The following is a 15,484-nucleotide window of genomic DNA, read 5'->3' on the forward strand; positions in this document are numbered from 1 at the left end:
CCACAAAATTCTGAGCTGGCAGAGATACAGGGATTGAGCTTGGCACCCAACGTCGGGTGGCCGACGATCAGTCGTCATCTCCGTCATCATCCCCATCGTCGTCCCCGTTTTCATCTCCACCGTCATCATCACGGTCGTCCCCGCCACCCTTTCCGCCAGAGCTGCCATTGTCGTCGTCTCGCTCCCCTCCGTTCCGACTTCCCCGATCTTCGCGCCCGTCTCGATCTTCATTCTTACTGTCCGAGCTTTGCCGTAATTCCCTGATAGAAATGCGGCTGTCACCATTTCGATCGATATCCTCAATCAACCTGCGCGCACCTGCTTCCCCGAAGGCAGCCACAAGTTCATTGAAACTAAGAATGCCGTCAGAGTTTGTATCGACAGAGCGAAAGCTAGCTGTCTGTGCGGTGGCGATGTCCGATAGACCAATGCTGACCATCAGGGTAATGGCTAAAATGAAAGAACTGAACCTATGGCGGAATGTCCTTTTTCTGCACCTCGCCGCCTCGCGTCGATCCAACAAACAAGATATCCTTTTAACCGACGATTGTTCTTCAAGAGCCAACGCGTTTCTTTTCTAGTAGAACAGGGTAGCGCGCTCAGATGAAGCGCTATTATTTTGCGGATGAACGTCAGATGACAACCTCTAGAACTTTTGCCAGTTGACGTTTGGAGCGAAGTCATGTGTCGACAACCGACTGCATTGAGTGGGTGAGCGCCGTCTAGCTCGAGCTGTTTCCGAACAGGTTTGTTCGCAATTTTTGTGTTGCGATACCAATAAAGCGTGATTTTTCGCACAAATGTCCGCTTTGGTCTTGTCAGAAGAACTTTTCTTGAGCGGGGCGGGGCGGTTGCATAGCATTTAGGAATGACCAAACCTGCCACCTTCAAGTACTTCAAAACCAGTCCCGAAATCATCCGTCTTACGGTGATGTTGTACATCCGTTTCCCGCTCTCGCTTCGGAATGTCGAAGATCTGTTGCACGAGCGAGGCATCAATGTGAGCCACGAAACTGTCCGATATTGGTGGAATAGGTTCGGGCCGGTGTTTGCCGCTGAGATCCGACGAAAGCGTGTTCAGCAGCTGCGCGCAATCTCGAATTGGAATTGGCACGTGGACGAGGTTTTTGTAAAGGTGAATGGCAAACGCCACTATCTATGGCGTGCGGTCGATCACGAAGGTGAAGTGCTGGAAGTGGTTGTTACCAAACGCCGAAACAAGGCTGCAGCGTTGAAAATCCTCAAGAAGTTAATGAAGCGATACGGCAAAGCGGAAACCGTCGTCACCGATCGCTTAGCGTCGTATCGGGCTGCCCTCAGAGAGCTTGGCGCGCTCGAAAAACAACAGACGGGCAGGTGGCTCAATAACCGCGCGGAGAATTCGCACCTGCCGTTTCGACGACGCGAACGCGCGATGCAACGTTTCAGGCGCATGCGAAGTTTGCAGAAATTCGCTTCCGTCCATTCCTCCGTCTACAATCACTTCAACCAGGAACGATCGCTCACCAGCCGGGGAACCTTCAAGCTGACACGCACCGCCGCTCTTGCCGAGTGGCGCGAACTTGGCGCGGGATAAAGGGCAGCCATGCTGGCTTACCAGAGACGAGTTCGCATTTGTCTGACAGCATTGGGCTGGAACCTGAAACTACTCAACAAAGGCGCATAGGGCCTTGCGGGCCTTGAGGAAAGCAACTTCTTCAGGGGCCTCGGTGAGAGCGATGGCACGGTCATAGGCAATTATTGCCTCCTCCAACCGGCCTTGCCGTGCCAGAAGATCCGCGCGGCAGGCATGATAAGGTTGATAGGTCTGCAGGTGCTGACCTGCGCCGGTTGCCTCCAATTGCTTTAACGCGGTGGACGGGTTTGTCGCATAGGATTGAGCAACCGCACAGTTGACCAGCACTACTGGATTGGGCTGAAGCTTCCACAATAGATCATAGAGCGCCACGATCTGCGTCCAGTCGGTGCTGGCGAAATCGGGCGCCTCCGCGTGCAGCGCACTGATTGCAGCCTGTAATGCGTAGACTCCGGGCGGACCGGCTTTGAGAACCTGTTCTACCAAAGCTTTGCCCTGATGGATTTTGCCTCGGTCCCAGCGCGCACGCGCTTGTTGCTCAAGCGGTGTGAATGCGCCACCGGGCCCTTTGCGCGTCAGGCGGCGGGCGTCTGTCAGTAGCATTAAGGCAAGTAACCCTTTGGCTTCGAGATGATCCGGGAGACAAGTGGTTAGTATGCGCCCGAGGCGAATGGCTTCCTCGGCCAGATCAGTACGCATGAGCTGATCCGAACTCCCGCGATGGCCTTCGTTGAAGATGAGGTAGAGTACCTTGAGAACGCCATCTACGCGGTCTGGTAGATCTTCTGGATCTGGCAAGCGAAACCGAATACCCGCTGCTGCGATCTTCTTCTTGGCACGGGTCAACCGAATTCCCATGGTTTCTTTCTTATCAAGGAAGGCCGCTGCGATTTCGGCGGTTGTCAGCCCTCCGACCGAGCGCAAGGTCAATGCAACGCGCGACTTTTCGTCGAGCGCCGGATGACAACAGGTGAAAATGAGCTCCAGCCTTTTGTCTGGCAAGGTCTGGAGTTCTTCTGCCTCGGGAGCGTGCTGCCAATGCCAAAGCGCCACCGCGCCGGCCTTGTCCGCCTGGGTCCGAGCGCGGCGCAGCCGATCAATTGCTTTGCGCCGCGCCGTTGTGATCAACCAAGCGTCGGGCGCATCAGGCAGCCCTGTAGTTGGCCAAGCCTGCAGGGCCGCAACGACGGCATCCTGCAGGCAGTCCTCAGCCAGAGCCAGATCCCCACCGAAGTCAGTCAGCGTTGACAACAGTCGCCCCCAGTCCTCGCGGATCAGGCGGGTGATTTGGGCGTCTTCCGGGCTCTGCGACGGCATCGCGGATCAGTCGTAGACCGCAATCGGGCGTATCTCGATCCTGCCATAACTGACTGTCGGGATCTCGGCAGCGCATTTCAGGGCTTCATCCAGGTCAGCAACATCGAGCAAATAGTATCCACCCAGTTGCTCTTTGGTCTCCGCAAATGGCCCATCCACCGTCTCAGTTTTTCCGTCCCGGATTGAAAGAGTCGTCGCTGTTGCAACGGGCTGCAACCCCTCACCAGAGATCAGCTTGCCTTCATCCTTCATTTTCTGAGTGAAGCCCATATAGGCCCCGATAAAAGGTCCAAACTCGTCCGTCCCGGGCTGTGGCCCAGAACCCTCCTTGCTGTAGATCAAAAGCATGAATTGCATGTTGGTCATCCTTTCTTGGCAATCGAAAGCTGCAATTGCTTTCTGACCAATAGACGCGCGAAGCCAGACGAATTTTACAATTCACTCTGAACTTTCGCAAAAATTTTGCAATCAACGAAGCGTAAAACATCTTCGGCTCAACCCGGACGGTTCAATGCACAACGGTCTTGTCATATTAAGTCGTTCCGATATCGCTTTGGAGGCGCGTTCTTCCGTTTCACACCGTTCTGCAAAGTCTTTCTCTGTACGGATCGGGTTGGTGCGTCGTCCACGTTGAGCTTTGGTCCAAAAGAATGCGCGTTCGACTAACTCATGGTCTTTCGCCTGCAGTTGACGGCAGGTTCGACGGGCAGCAGCGCAGCAAAACTGATGAACGTTGTTGATCTTGTTTGGCCGCTTAAAGGACGATCACGAAACCTCGCCGGATGTCCGCAAAGATCCCAAAGGCGACATCGCTCGGCGCAACTTTTTTTAAACGAAGGAAGCGAAGCCAGAAAGGTGTTTTCTAAGCTCCGGCTAGCCCTTGTTAGGCAAAAAACGAGCGTTCTATTGTCCCTGGGTCTCTTGCTTTAGGCTGGCTGCCAAGCTCCATTCCAGTAGTGGAAGAACCGTCAAATCCTGTGACTGCTCATTGCTCTCAAAGGCAATGGCAATGGTTTGCTTACCGGTCATATCATCCGGGTTCACGCCTACCATCAACCTTTTGATGCCTGAATTCGGATTCTGGTCCTTACAGTCTAAATTGTATTCGGTTTCGCATGGGTTTGCCGAGCGCAGAACGAACTCTGCTGCCTTCGGAGACAGCAGGCGCACACGCATCATTTGGCCGTTTTGGCGGAGCGTAGCAAGCGAGCCGTTAATAGAAACGTCCGCTTCCGTATGCATCGTCCAGACAACCCGGCCTTTCATGTTGCGTTTGAATTCATCTTGAACCAGCACAGTTGTATCGTCCACCAAAGCGATTCCACGCATAATCGTGTTTTTGGGATATTCGTACGCATCGGAAAGATCCGCGATGGTGAAAATGAACCCCGGAAACTGGCCAAATTCCTTGATCTGCGCTCGACCGGTCGGAACTTGATTTGTCGCGCCAAAGGTCAAGGTGTTCTGCCCGATCGTAGCCGTGCGATAGTAGTCAAAACGTTTATCGGTGAAATATCCCGGTAGCTGGTAGTTTCCGATCCCCAAGTCCACAGCCCATCGCACGCCATTGGCCTCCAAGACAAATGTCCCGGCGTCCAAATTGTTATGGTGACTGCGGAGCGGTCCGGCTTTAAGCCCTATGAACGTTGCATTTGGGTCGTCCCACGCGGATCGCATTGTCACGATACCAAGCCCACCCGCCCAATAAGCGGTTTGACGAACACGTTTTTCTTCAAGTGCAGGGCGTTTCCACCAAAGCAATTCCAAAGCCGGATGGGACGACGGCCCAGTTCCGAGAATCTGAGCGTCGTAACCTGGTCGGTCAAAGTACGACGCCAGCCAAGAAAGCGCGACCAGGTCAGTATTTGTATCGCTATCACCAAAGTTGAAGAGCATTCCCGTCGGTCCTGTGGAATGGACAATGAATTCCCCAAAGCTCTCCAATCCGACCGAATTTGAAAGCTCAAAGTCATGGCCAAGAACAGAATGCAGGGCATCGATCGTTATCGCCATGTCTCGAGTTGCCAAAGCACCGTACATTGGTCCTTCTGACCACGCGCCGTCCGGCGCGAACACAGAAACCCCATTGCGAATGGAGCTTTGAGCGCGTTCGATTGTGCGGCCGGCCAAGTCGGGATCCGCTTCAGAAACAACCAAAGCTGCGACGATCATTCCGGCATTGCAAACAATATTCCAGTTGAATGATGCGACGGGCCACGTGATATCTGCTGTTCCGGTCCCATCAGGCAATACTTCGGGAATTGACGTTGGATCGACCCAACGTTGCGGCACCACCCAGCCGTGATCAAAATATGAACCGTCCAGATCATAAATCTTGTCGGCTTGCTTCAATGCCTTTTCGATCAATGCCATCTCAATGGCTTGACGATCTTGGGGACTGAGGGACTCGTTTATCCAGCTATACGCAATGGAGACAGCCAATGCGACCCTGCTAAGACCCAGAAAATTCTCAGGGTGCCAGGTGTCCAAGTTGGAAAGTTGTAGTAGCTCCATCCGGGTTCGTTCGGCATAGCGTTTGTCACCCGTCAAACGCCACGCCATGGCCAGTGTCGTCAGGCGTTCAACAGGCCTTTCGCCAAAACCCGCGAAAGCCTGATGTATCTCGCCTTGCTCTTTTTTGAGTATATCGACGATCGTAGGTGATCTGAGGTGCGCATTCGCCTTAACGATTAGCTCTTTGTACTTCAAATCAAACTTAGCATCGGTGTGCCGCTGAGCCTTAAGCCGCTGGACGACCTCTTGGGTGAGAAGGACCTCGGGAACAAAAGACTGCGACGCTGCGTTCGATGCGCAAAAGCAAAGGAGGAGTAATGTTGGCAGAAGACAGGCAAAACGCATCCTAGCGCTCAAGACAGCCGCGATCATGACAAACTTTCCGTTGCTAAAACGCCCACGCACTGACCCTGCAACTTGAAGGGCATCCTGTCAAAGGTGAGAATAGCACCGTTCAGGCCCTTCGATTCCCAAAGGTAACGTCGATTTGGGCTTTCGTCAGAGTCTAATTTCTAAACCAAATTATATTGCGGTCCTGGTATCCGCGTCTCAGGATTCACCCTCGGGGTTGCCGCCGTCGATCGAAGCGAACGGCAGGTAGGTTCGCAGAGCTCACATTCGACCAAACTCGACGAACGGCCGCTTCGAGCCCAAAGGAGGCGTTCATTGCGTTACACTGAAAGGCCAGTTTGCGCGAAAAAATGCACCTGTATTGGGACGCACATGATGAAGAAAATGACTGTTCAAAAACCCATCAGGCATTTGGGCTGATCCTGGAATAAACCGTGTGATAACAGAGGTTCCTGGGGAAGTCGGTCCATTCATTGCGCGAAGTTCATTGCTGGCTTCTTCCAATCGGATTTCTTTGGCGACCATTGGCTGGATATCCACTTCGCCACGTTCGATCATTCCCAGAAGGCGGGGGTATTTCCATGAAGGCATACCACGAGTGCCGAAAAACGAGAGTTGTTTGGAATAGATTGCCCGCATGTTCACCTGCATCTGGCCGTCGCCCGACGGCATACCAATTTGCACGTGTCGACCAAGGATGGCGAGACATTCTAAGGATGCGTTCGTCGTGGTTTCGATGCCCAGTGCTTCTATGGAAACCTGTGCTCCTCCATCGGTAATATCCCGGATCGCTGCCGCGGCGTCTTGTTTGCTTGCATTTACTGTGGCGTCCGCGCCATTGAGCTTTGCATGCTCAAGTTTCTCTTCAACCACATCCACTACGACAACTCGGCATCCAAGCATTTTTGCCAATAGAAGAACGGACAAGCCAATCCCTCCTGTTCCGTGGACAGCCACCCATTCACCAGCTGCGACATCTGCGCGGTCTGTCAAAGCATGCCAAGCCGTGGTTACACGACACCCCAGCCCCGCCGCCAAGGCAGGAGACAGCGTTTCTGGCAATTGAACCAAGTTGTGGTCAAAAGGCACGGCAACGTATTCTGCGTAAGCACCTGGCGTTCCAAACCCAGGAACGATTTGGTTAGCACAAGTGTTTGATACACCTGTTTGACAAGCGTTGCAGCTGCCGCACCCCAAGATGAACGGCGCTATAAGGCGTTCACCAACACTGTGCTTCGCTTGAGGCCCTGCCTCTACTACAGTTCCACAATATTCGTGCCCTAAGATGGAGCCATTTTGAACTTTGGGGTGTGCGCCAGACCATCCATGATAATCCGAGCGGCATACGCCACAGGCAGCGACCTCCAGGACCACTCCATTGTCTGGGCAGGTTGGATCTGGGACCGTCTCAATCGAAAGGTCTTCACAAAACTCTCTTACGACTGCAGCTCGCACTTAGCGCTCCTAAAGATCAGGTTTCTTTGATCGAGCAATTCGGTTCGGTCGAGTTTAAACAGGTCTATCGCCTTTCACGGTCACACGTCGCCCTTTTCGCTCTGCGGGCCAATAGTCCCAGATCGCACGGTGCATACAGCACCGGTTGTCCCAAAAGGCCATGTCGTTAAGCGACCACCTGAACCGGATTTGATAGTTGATCTGTTCTGCATGCTCGAAAAGCAAGTTGAGGATCGCGTCGCTTTCCTTTTCCGACAAGCCCAAAATCTTTGTTGTAAATGTTCGATTCACAAACAACGATTTCCGGCCCGTTTCCGGATGAGTCCTGACAATCGGATGGACAGCTTCGGGACAATCAATTTCGCTGTCTTTTTGCCCCCGGTCGCTATAGCGGCCTTTGTAGATATGCTCGGAACTATGAAGCGCAGATAACCCGTTGATCATGTGTTTTATCGGTTCAGAAAGATCATCGTAGGCCGCATACATATCGCTGAACATGGTGTCCCCGCCGCAGGGTGGAGCGATGTGGATTTGAAGCATGGTTCCAAGGGGCGGCGTCTCGTCGCAAGAGACATCAGAGTGCCAGAACTCACCATTTGCCACCTTGGAGTTCTTTGTTGCATGGATCTCGAAAATCTCAGGATAACCTTCCATTGTCGGGGCCGCAGGGTGTGCATGAAGCGGCCCAAAACGTTTCCCAAATTCAATGTGCTGCGCAGGCGGTATTTCTTTCTGCTCTTTGAAGAACAGCACCTGGTAGGTGTGAAAGGCGTCGCAGATCTCCGCAAACTGGTCGTCAGGCACAGGCTGGCTCAAATCGACTCCATAGATCTCGGCCCCAAGGTTTGGAGCAAAAGGTTTGGCAACGATGGAAGTATAGGCGTTGGATTTGGGAGCAACCATAAGCACCTCTGGGTTTGGTTTCACAAGGCGTGCTGTACGCAAGGTACACATCAACAAAAATGAACAAAAACGAAAAATCTTTGACTAATTAGTGAAAAAATTTCACATATGAATCACGGTTCAAGCGGTAGCGAGGTTATCGGAATGAGCATTCGGTCACTGCGAACACTAATCGCAGTTCATCGACATGGTAGCTTCCGTGCCGCGTCAGAGGAGGAGCATCTAACTCCGTCGGCGGTCAGTCACCAGATGCGAAATTTGGAGGTCGCGTTGGGGCTCGATTTATTTGACCGATCAGCCAAGTCGCCCAAACTTACTCATACCGGGCTAACGTTCGTCGGAGAGGCTGCTGCCGTGGTGGCCGCATATGACGGTTTGGCGGAAAGGGTGAAGTCGAACAACGAACTCTCTGGAGAAATAACTTTGGGTGCCGTTCCAACAACCCTGACTGGATTGGTGCCGTTTGCGCTGGCGAGGCTAAAATCCGTGCATCCGGACATCCATGTACGGATTGTTCCAGGTTTGACCAATCAGCTTTTGCTCCAGTTAGATCGCGGGCAGATTCAAGCGGCGATCATTTCCCGTCCAGATGTTCTGTCAAACACTTTGAAATTCTCTGAAATTGTATCCGAAGAATTGGTCCTACTTGTCTCGGAAAACACCCCAGATCTACCTCCGAAAGAACTGCTTGTTGCATCACCGTTTATTCGTTTTACGCGTGATGCGGTTGTAGGAAGGCAAATCGAGACTTGGCTGCAAAGAAAGGGCATTGAAGTCAAAGACGCCATGGAACTAGAGAGCCTTGAAGCAATCTCAAGTATGGTGGCCGCTGAACTTGGCGTATCAATCATACCGGACAGCGGCTTGGCTGCATATGACCACCTGCGGCTCAAGAGGATTCCACTTGAACATAATGGACCTCGGCGCGTCGTCGGTCTGGCAAGTGTAGCGACGTCGCCTCGTGCCAAAATGGTTGATGCAGTTAAAATGGCTCTGATGGAAGCAGCGGATCCTTAGCTTTTTTGAAGTGACATCCAAGCAGGTATCCAACAAAAACCCCATGACCTCTTACATACCCGCTCACACTCAACCGGAGAAATCAGACTGTAGGTGACGGCCCTAAAGCCGATCATGACGACAAGCGGTGTCTGCCGAAGCCATCGGATTGATTGATTAGAGAGAAAGGTAAGCTCAACCGTTAGGCATCCTGCACCAATGATTAGCCCGGCCATACAGCCGACAAATGCGTCCACTGGAGTCTCGTATCCGTCTGCGAAGATGAGAGGCGTGAGTGCACCAATGCACATTGAAATTGCAATGACCTTCAAAGCGAAAGTCGCTGTTAATCTGTCGATCAAGGCCGCCTCCGGAAAGAGAATGCCCTGTTTTGCTATCAGAATCGTTGGCTGGCGGGAACGTGAACTTCAATGGACGGAACACTCACTTTGTCAGTCGGAGAAATCACAGGCAAATGCAGTGAATTGGCGCTCGTGGGACGTTGTGCGACAAGATCGGCGTCACCGCGGATCGCGAGTCTGTTTGCTATGTTGGCGGGTATTTCCGCTCTGCTTGTTTCGTTGAACATCAATCGAAATTTGAATTTCGGCTTTGCGTCTTGCTGTATACTGGTGAGGGCTAAGTCTAATCTCGTGCATCACTTGTTTCTGACATAAACGGATGATCACGAATTCGACCGGGCGAAGCGTTGAGACTCCAATCTGAATTACCGACCTACCATTCAGGATATCTTCTTTGGTCATGCACTACAGACCGGTGGATACGAAGAAAGCCTCGGATTCTATTGTGCCAGCCAATGCCCCAGCGCGCCATTGGGTGCTAAGGAAATTCCCAACGACCCGCGCTGCACTGGACCAGAGTTTTTTGTATTTTGGCTCGAACAGGCCCTTTGGACACTGCGAGAAAAGGATGCTTCCAGAAGGCTATCTCAAAGCGCACGGGTCGCTACGGGTCGTATCGGGCTGCTTTCAGAGAGCTTGGTGCTAATGACAAATAACAAACGGGCAGGTGGCTCAACAACCGCGTCGAGAACTTGCACCTGCCGTTTCGACGACGTGACCGCGCGATGCAACGTTTCAGGCGAATGCGACGTTTACAGAAACTCGCTTTCGTCCACTCCTCCGAATACAACCACACTAACCAGGAAGGATCGCTAGCCAGCCGAGACACCGTCAAGCAGACACGCACCGCCGATCTTAGCGCGTGGCGTCAACTCTGTTCCGGATAGGTTCGCGGTTTCCGCGGCACGCTGAGACTGGTTCGAGTTCTTCTGACAGCGCACCGCGAACAAGAAGCTCAGTGTGGCTTTGTTGGCGGATCCGCCTCAAACTCATCAGACAAACTAGATAAGCTGGGTGGTTCGTCTGGAATCGGCGCAGCTTTTTGGGTTCGAAAACACGCCGGTAGGATATTTTCAGCGGCACTTTTCAGGCGTGCGCTAATATTGGACATTTCGTTTTCAGCACAATGAAAACTGCCTACTTCATCGGGAAGCTCTAAAGTCTTGTTCTGCAATGCCTGTGCAACTTTTGGCCAATCAACACTACCATCTTCAGTGTTCGGTTCTATTCTGATGTTTTCAAAAATAACTGGAGAGAACGCCGGATAAAGAGATTTGTCCCCTTTTTGGGAGATCGCCTGAAGAGAACCGCGTATGCTGACTCGGGCTTCTTTTGTGGCGTTGTCGACCCAATCTAATGGACGGGCCAGAGTGATCACCCGTAAACAATCGTCGTCAAGCGCTATCAGTTGAGTAAGGCCAGCGGTGGCGGCCTGCCAAACGTAACCCTCATGAACATATTCGTAAGTTCGTCCTGCCGGACCGCTGTTGCGCTGTGCAGACACGAAACGCCACCGACCCAGCTTGGCGTCCTCATAAATGACGACAATCGCGGAAATAATCCGATCTGCGAAATCAAAGGATTGTCGATACATAAGGAATGCCCCACTTTTAAGTGGCTCCGGAGGGGTATCCTCAGGCACTTCAAATCTCGGTGGCGCGTTACTTCTCACATCTGTCCAGTTTGGGGCGTCTTCACCGCGATCTTTGAAAAGACGAGAAACGCAGTTCAACACTTCTTCGCTAACTGCGCGACCCGTCATAAGATCGTCGTATTGCTCAACGCTGATACCAGCAGCTTTGACAAATTTATTTCTTTCAAGTCTCTGTCTGCAAACAAAGTCAATCACTTGTCGCGATATCTCGTTCCAGTCGTAATTGTTGGACATGGCAGTATCCATTAAATCGATTCGTAAAATTGTATCCTGTAGTTTATCATAAATTTGGTTCAAATTGTTGTTTCTCCAGCGGTCTGCGGACGGACTCACTGATCTAGCTTCACAGTCTTCATTATGCCTTAGGGTTGAATAACATCAATTCGGCCAATGGGCCAGCGACCTAGAATTCGTGTCATCTCTATAAAGCTTGCATCAATGGAGTCTCCAAAATGAATATTCAACCATCGGCGAAATTCCTTCTCATTTCCCGGGCGATAAATGTCCTCTACTAAAAATCGGTTGAATGCAAACGGTAGCGTTGACTTGAGATCAACTTCTTTGGGGACACCTGCTGGAAAGACCACTGAATATGGTTGTGCAAGGAAACGTTCTTCGGAGATTACGATCCCTTCGGAGATACCCTTGAGCTCCATTTTCTTAAGTATACTATTCAAAATGGGTCTATCGGCAATGTAGATATCTATTTGCTCTTTTTCCTGCACATCACTTTGCGGCTCACTGCTATGACCACCATCATCGGAAGACCGATTTGGATCTTTCTTCAGGTCTTCAACGCCGGGGCCGTCCCCCTTATGCAAAGCAGATTGATCAACTGACGAACTTCCTTCGACTACCTGTGATAAATCACCTTGGGGTTCTTTGTCACTTGAAGACCGAAATAGACCGAAAAGTTCGGCGCATCTCATATAGTATTTGACAACTTCAACTAAGCCGAGCTTGTTCCACACGTCGTCGCTTTTAGGGCACTCTAATTGCTGTTCAGGATCTGAATTTACTTGTGCTTCGGTAGTACTGACGTCTGATGGCAGTTTCGAGGATTTGCATCCCGCGTTGGGTTCAGTTTCGTTATTTAGCGTACAAATGCGTTCTTCAACATCGTGGTGACTGGTTATTCCAACTGCTATTTCGCTTGTCGTGCTTTTTAAGCTGCGAAGAACCTCTGCACGTTGTTTCGCTGCTTCAGGTCCTGCGGTGTCAGAAGATGTAGTATCGACAAGAAACCCTACTCGAAGCCGTTCATGGCTCTCGACCCGTTTCCGGACTCGCGGTTCGTTCATCATGAACGTGCTCGTAGAGAGAAAAATGGGAAGCGATACGCGGTATTTAGCTGCAACTTCGAGTGTCGCCGTGGTTGCCCCGCAAAGCATATCAATGCCCTCTGGGCCATCAAGCGCTTTGAACCTATTCGGGTTTTCAAAGCCGCTCGTCGTTACTTCGACATAACAAATTTTGTAATTGTCTGGATTTCTTGCCAACAGGTCGGAGAGGAACCTGCGGCATAGATCCACGACGTATCCTCGAAAATCGTTACCTATGTTGCAACCATCGCGATCCGCGGATGGCGGAGTATCTCGGTACGAAAATGGTGCAGCATCCCCTCTTACCCCGACACGTATCGTCTGGTTTTCGTTGTCTGCCAACACTTCTGATTTTGATACCGTTAACGTCAGGCAAACAAGAGGAAGTAGATACAACTTAAATTGACGCGCAATTTTTGCTAGCATTTCTTCACCTTGTCCAAAAGAAATCAAATATTGTCCAAAAATGAGTAAATTATGCACTACTTACTTGTAATTGTCATGTTCATACTCTGCGCAATTGGTCTTTCGTTTGATGTACCCACATTGCGCTACGATTTTGCACTCCATACTGAAACAATGCTTCCGCTCATTGTTGCGGTAGGAGTGATTTATTGGTTCTACAGCGCGCGGTTTGCCGAGTGGTCTGCCGACAGTGGCCCTCCAGTCGGGTTTCCAGCTCGCCCAACAAGTCACTATACTACCCGTTTGAGGTATCATTTGTTTGTATTGGCGTATTGTTCCATGGGTTTGATCGCGCTCCTTGTCATTTACGCGGCACCTCAGAACATTATGGCCATCGTGTGCAAAATTCCCGGAAGTGTCATTCCCGAGTGTGAGCAGTCGTTGGAGTCGATATCTAAGCAATCAATTGAAGCGCTTGTTTTGGGTCTATCTATAGCGATCGCGTTGCTGAACCTACCATCCTTCGATGCCAGATGGCGGTCGACGCTTCAGCGAGCCGCGGACATTCCATCACGTGCGACAAATCTTGTCGGTATGTTGCATGACCGTTTTGATCTCTTCGCGGCCGACCCCGAGAGGGTTCGAAATTTTATTGTCCAGTACAACGCACAGCAGGGTGCGCCCAGGCTGTTTCTTGGCGATTTTTATGCACCCTCGGATGAGGGTTATCTGGAAACCTACCCAAGGTGCGAATACATCCTTTTCGAACTTAGCAATCTTGACGAAGATACGCGGCGTTCGGTACGCATGTCAGATTTTTCCTCGAAAATAAAAGAACTTGGTATTCAGCTTAGCGATGTAAGACAAGATGTTGTCGGGCTTCATCGGACGCTAGGTGAAACGCTAGGCCGTCGTTTTGCCGGGGACTTTGCGAAAATTCACGATAGTGAAGATCCAGATAACATTGAAACACCTGATCTGGACGGCAAATCAGGGCCAAAAGTTGAAAGAGAGCGAATTCGAAGAAAAAATTCCAGAAATTTCGAAGGGCGCCTTAGCGAAGAATTTGCAATCACAAAACTCGACAACATCCTCGAGGATGTGGAGCTTTCGGATGATGACGGCCAGAGCGCAAATGATGAAGTCTTGCGCGACTTCATGCTTAAGCGTTTGGGTGAAATCAGCGAAAAAAGCCAGGCGGTTTACGCAGACCTGCTGAAGATTGTGGTGCTTATGTCATTAAGAAGCACCGCGTCTCCACAGTGGTTTCTCGAGCATCTCGGTTTTGAGCTGAGTAGGGGTGAGGCTGATCAAACTGAAGTTGCCCCTTGGCTCGTAATGATGGTATTTATACTCGTTATACTGGTGACCATGGCTTTTGGTGTCGTCGACCCGAGCAACATGATAGTGACCTTCTCTTTTTCGCTTGGCATGTTGGGGACATCAGTTTTCGGTGGTTTCTTGGTCGCTAGCCTAATAGCGGACTCGTATACGGACTTCAAAAGCAGAACGGTACAACCTGATATTCCAATCATGAACCTTTGCTGGTTCTTCATGATGCCTATGCTGTCGTCATTGCTTTCGGTAATAGTCGTAGGCCAATTTTATCCAATCGAAGCGAAAACAGCCCAGTTTTTCACTCCGGTTGCAGGATGGCTCGGGCTCTACGTAGCGGTAACTACATATCGTGAAAGACTGAATCTACAGTCGACTTCAAACGAAGTCGAAGAACCTGAGTTGGATTCAGCCTCACTTGAAGTTCGGACAGAACCTGCCGACTTAAAATCAACAAGAACAGGCCGAGTCCCATCGCCATTACCAACGCGACCTCCACTAAATGAGCTATTGGAGAACAGCCGACTTATGAAGGTTTCGGGCATCTCCTATCACCCTCGTGATTGGCGGTGGTTGATTTGGGGGGCCTTCGTGCTGACATTAGGTGGTGCCATCTCATCAGGATTGCCCTTTCCAACATACTTTATTATTACCCTCTTTTTGGGTGGGTACCTGGTTCCACTGCTGTTGTTTTGGACAAATTGGCTTATTGATCGCGAAATCCGACGTCGAAGCCTAGATGACCGCATGGCAGGTCAAGACTGGGAGTATAGGACGAACAGTTCTGTCTGGCTCGACCTTCGCTATCTTTTGGTTGTCCGAACGCCTCTTCGGTGGTTGTGGCGCCTCGTACCTTGAAAAATGTGCGTACCAAAATTGAAGTTGGTTCGATTGATGTCGACACACCGTGATCTAGCGTTCAGCGCGTCATAGACAGGAAATCTTTGCTGCGGTGAACTTGCCGAGGACTTCTTCGAACGCTATCCGCACGAGTTTTCTGGAGGGCGGGCACAAAAGATTGGTATTGTCCTTGCGTTGGCTTCGGTTGCCCGAATACCCATTCTCGATGAACCGGTCTCCACCCTGGACGTTTAGGTGTAAAACCTACTTTTCAATCTGAAATCGGAACACGACCCGACCTACCTCTTCATCAACCAAGACCTTCCGGCGGTAGAGGCCGTCAGTGGCCGCGTTGCGGTTCTCAATTTCGGAGCTGCTGTGGTGATCTTGTCGGAGGAAGAGACTTCTGCCAGCCCAAGCGCTTGTATACAAAGCTGCTCGCTGACAGCGCCCT

At 51.1% G+C, this 15,484-nt stretch carries 11 protein-coding genes and 2 pseudogenes; 5 read left to right on the forward strand and 8 right to left on the reverse strand.

Annotated features, from left to right (window positions below; translation table 11 throughout):
* Nucleotides 1-67 precede the first annotated feature (67 nt).
* Nucleotides 68-439, reverse strand: coding sequence for a hypothetical protein (locus RA28_RS05750; protein ID WP_039524450.1), 372 nt, complete (start codon nucleotides 437-439; stop codon nucleotides 68-70).
* Nucleotides 440-868: 429 nt separating this feature from the next.
* On the opposite strand from RA28_RS05750, the gene RA28_RS05755 reads away from it, so the two are divergent.
* Nucleotides 869-1,576: an IS6 family transposase gene (locus RA28_RS05755; RefSeq protein ID WP_039524452.1), complete on the forward strand. Its 708-nt coding sequence runs from the start codon at nucleotides 869-871 to the stop codon at nucleotides 1,574-1,576.
* Between the two features lie 69 nt (nucleotides 1,577-1,645).
* Here RA28_RS05755 and RA28_RS05760 read toward each other — a convergent pair whose 3' ends face one another.
* The 5 genes from RA28_RS05760 to RA28_RS05780 form a co-directional block, all read right to left on the reverse strand.
* The gene (locus RA28_RS05760) at nucleotides 1,646-2,893 is read right to left on the reverse strand and encodes an RNA polymerase sigma factor (RefSeq protein WP_039524455.1); all 1,248 of its coding nucleotides are present in this window, start codon (nucleotides 2,891-2,893) and stop codon (nucleotides 1,646-1,648) included.
* 6 nt (nucleotides 2,894-2,899) lie between these two features.
* A complete protein-coding gene (locus RA28_RS05765) occupies nucleotides 2,900-3,259 on the reverse strand; it encodes a YciI family protein (protein ID WP_241481066.1) in 360 nt (119 codons plus the stop codon).
* Between the two features lie 537 nt (nucleotides 3,260-3,796).
* Nucleotides 3,797-5,779, reverse strand: a complete 1,983-nt coding sequence (locus RA28_RS05770) for a heparinase II/III domain-containing protein (RefSeq protein WP_082029731.1) — start codon at nucleotides 5,777-5,779, stop codon at nucleotides 3,797-3,799.
* A gap of 291 nt (nucleotides 5,780-6,070) precedes the next feature.
* Nucleotides 6,071-7,213 carry a zinc-binding dehydrogenase gene (locus RA28_RS05775; protein ID WP_082029732.1) on the reverse strand — a complete coding sequence of 381 codons (1,143 nt, stop codon included), beginning with the start codon at nucleotides 7,211-7,213 and terminating at the stop codon, nucleotides 6,071-6,073.
* 54 nt (nucleotides 7,214-7,267) lie between these two features.
* Entirely contained in the window at nucleotides 7,268-8,116 is an 849-nt protein-coding gene (locus tag RA28_RS05780; RefSeq protein WP_052261348.1) for a TauD/TfdA dioxygenase family protein, read from the reverse strand.
* A gap of 144 nt (nucleotides 8,117-8,260) precedes the next feature.
* Here RA28_RS05780 and RA28_RS05785 point away from each other — a divergent pair, with 144 nt between their 5' ends.
* Nucleotides 8,261-9,133, forward strand: coding sequence for a LysR family transcriptional regulator (locus tag RA28_RS05785; RefSeq protein ID WP_039525938.1), 873 nt, complete (start codon nucleotides 8,261-8,263; stop codon nucleotides 9,131-9,133).
* A gap of 943 nt (nucleotides 9,134-10,076) precedes the next feature.
* Nucleotides 10,077-10,361, forward strand: a pseudogene (locus tag RA28_RS22980) (DDE-type integrase/transposase/recombinase); the annotation flags it as partial.
* A gap of 68 nt (nucleotides 10,362-10,429) precedes the next feature.
* Here RA28_RS22980 and RA28_RS05795 read toward each other — a convergent pair.
* Together RA28_RS05795 and RA28_RS05800 are read right to left on the reverse strand one after the other, a co-directional pair.
* A complete protein-coding gene (locus tag RA28_RS05795; protein WP_152612016.1) occupies nucleotides 10,430-11,425 on the reverse strand; it encodes a hypothetical protein in 996 nt (331 codons plus the stop codon).
* Between the two features lie 65 nt (nucleotides 11,426-11,490).
* Entirely contained in the window at nucleotides 11,491-12,933 is a 1,443-nt protein-coding gene (locus RA28_RS05800) for a transporter substrate-binding domain-containing protein (protein ID WP_152612017.1), read from the reverse strand.
* Between RA28_RS05800 and RA28_RS05805 the strand changes: the two genes are divergently transcribed.
* Entirely contained in the window at nucleotides 12,928-15,048 is a 2,121-nt protein-coding gene (locus tag RA28_RS05805; RefSeq protein ID WP_152612018.1) for a hypothetical protein, read from the forward strand. The two genes, RA28_RS05800 and RA28_RS05805, sit on opposite strands and share 6 nt — an antisense overlap.
* 76 nt (nucleotides 15,049-15,124) lie before the next feature.
* Nucleotides 15,125-15,482 (forward strand): annotated as a pseudogene (locus RA28_RS23135) (ABC transporter ATP-binding protein); the annotation flags it as partial.
* Nucleotides 15,483-15,484: the final 2 nt, after the last annotated feature.

Source organism: Ruegeria sp. ANG-S4 (assembly GCF_000814005.1).
Lineage (GTDB): Bacteria > Pseudomonadota > Alphaproteobacteria > Rhodobacterales > Rhodobacteraceae > Ruegeria.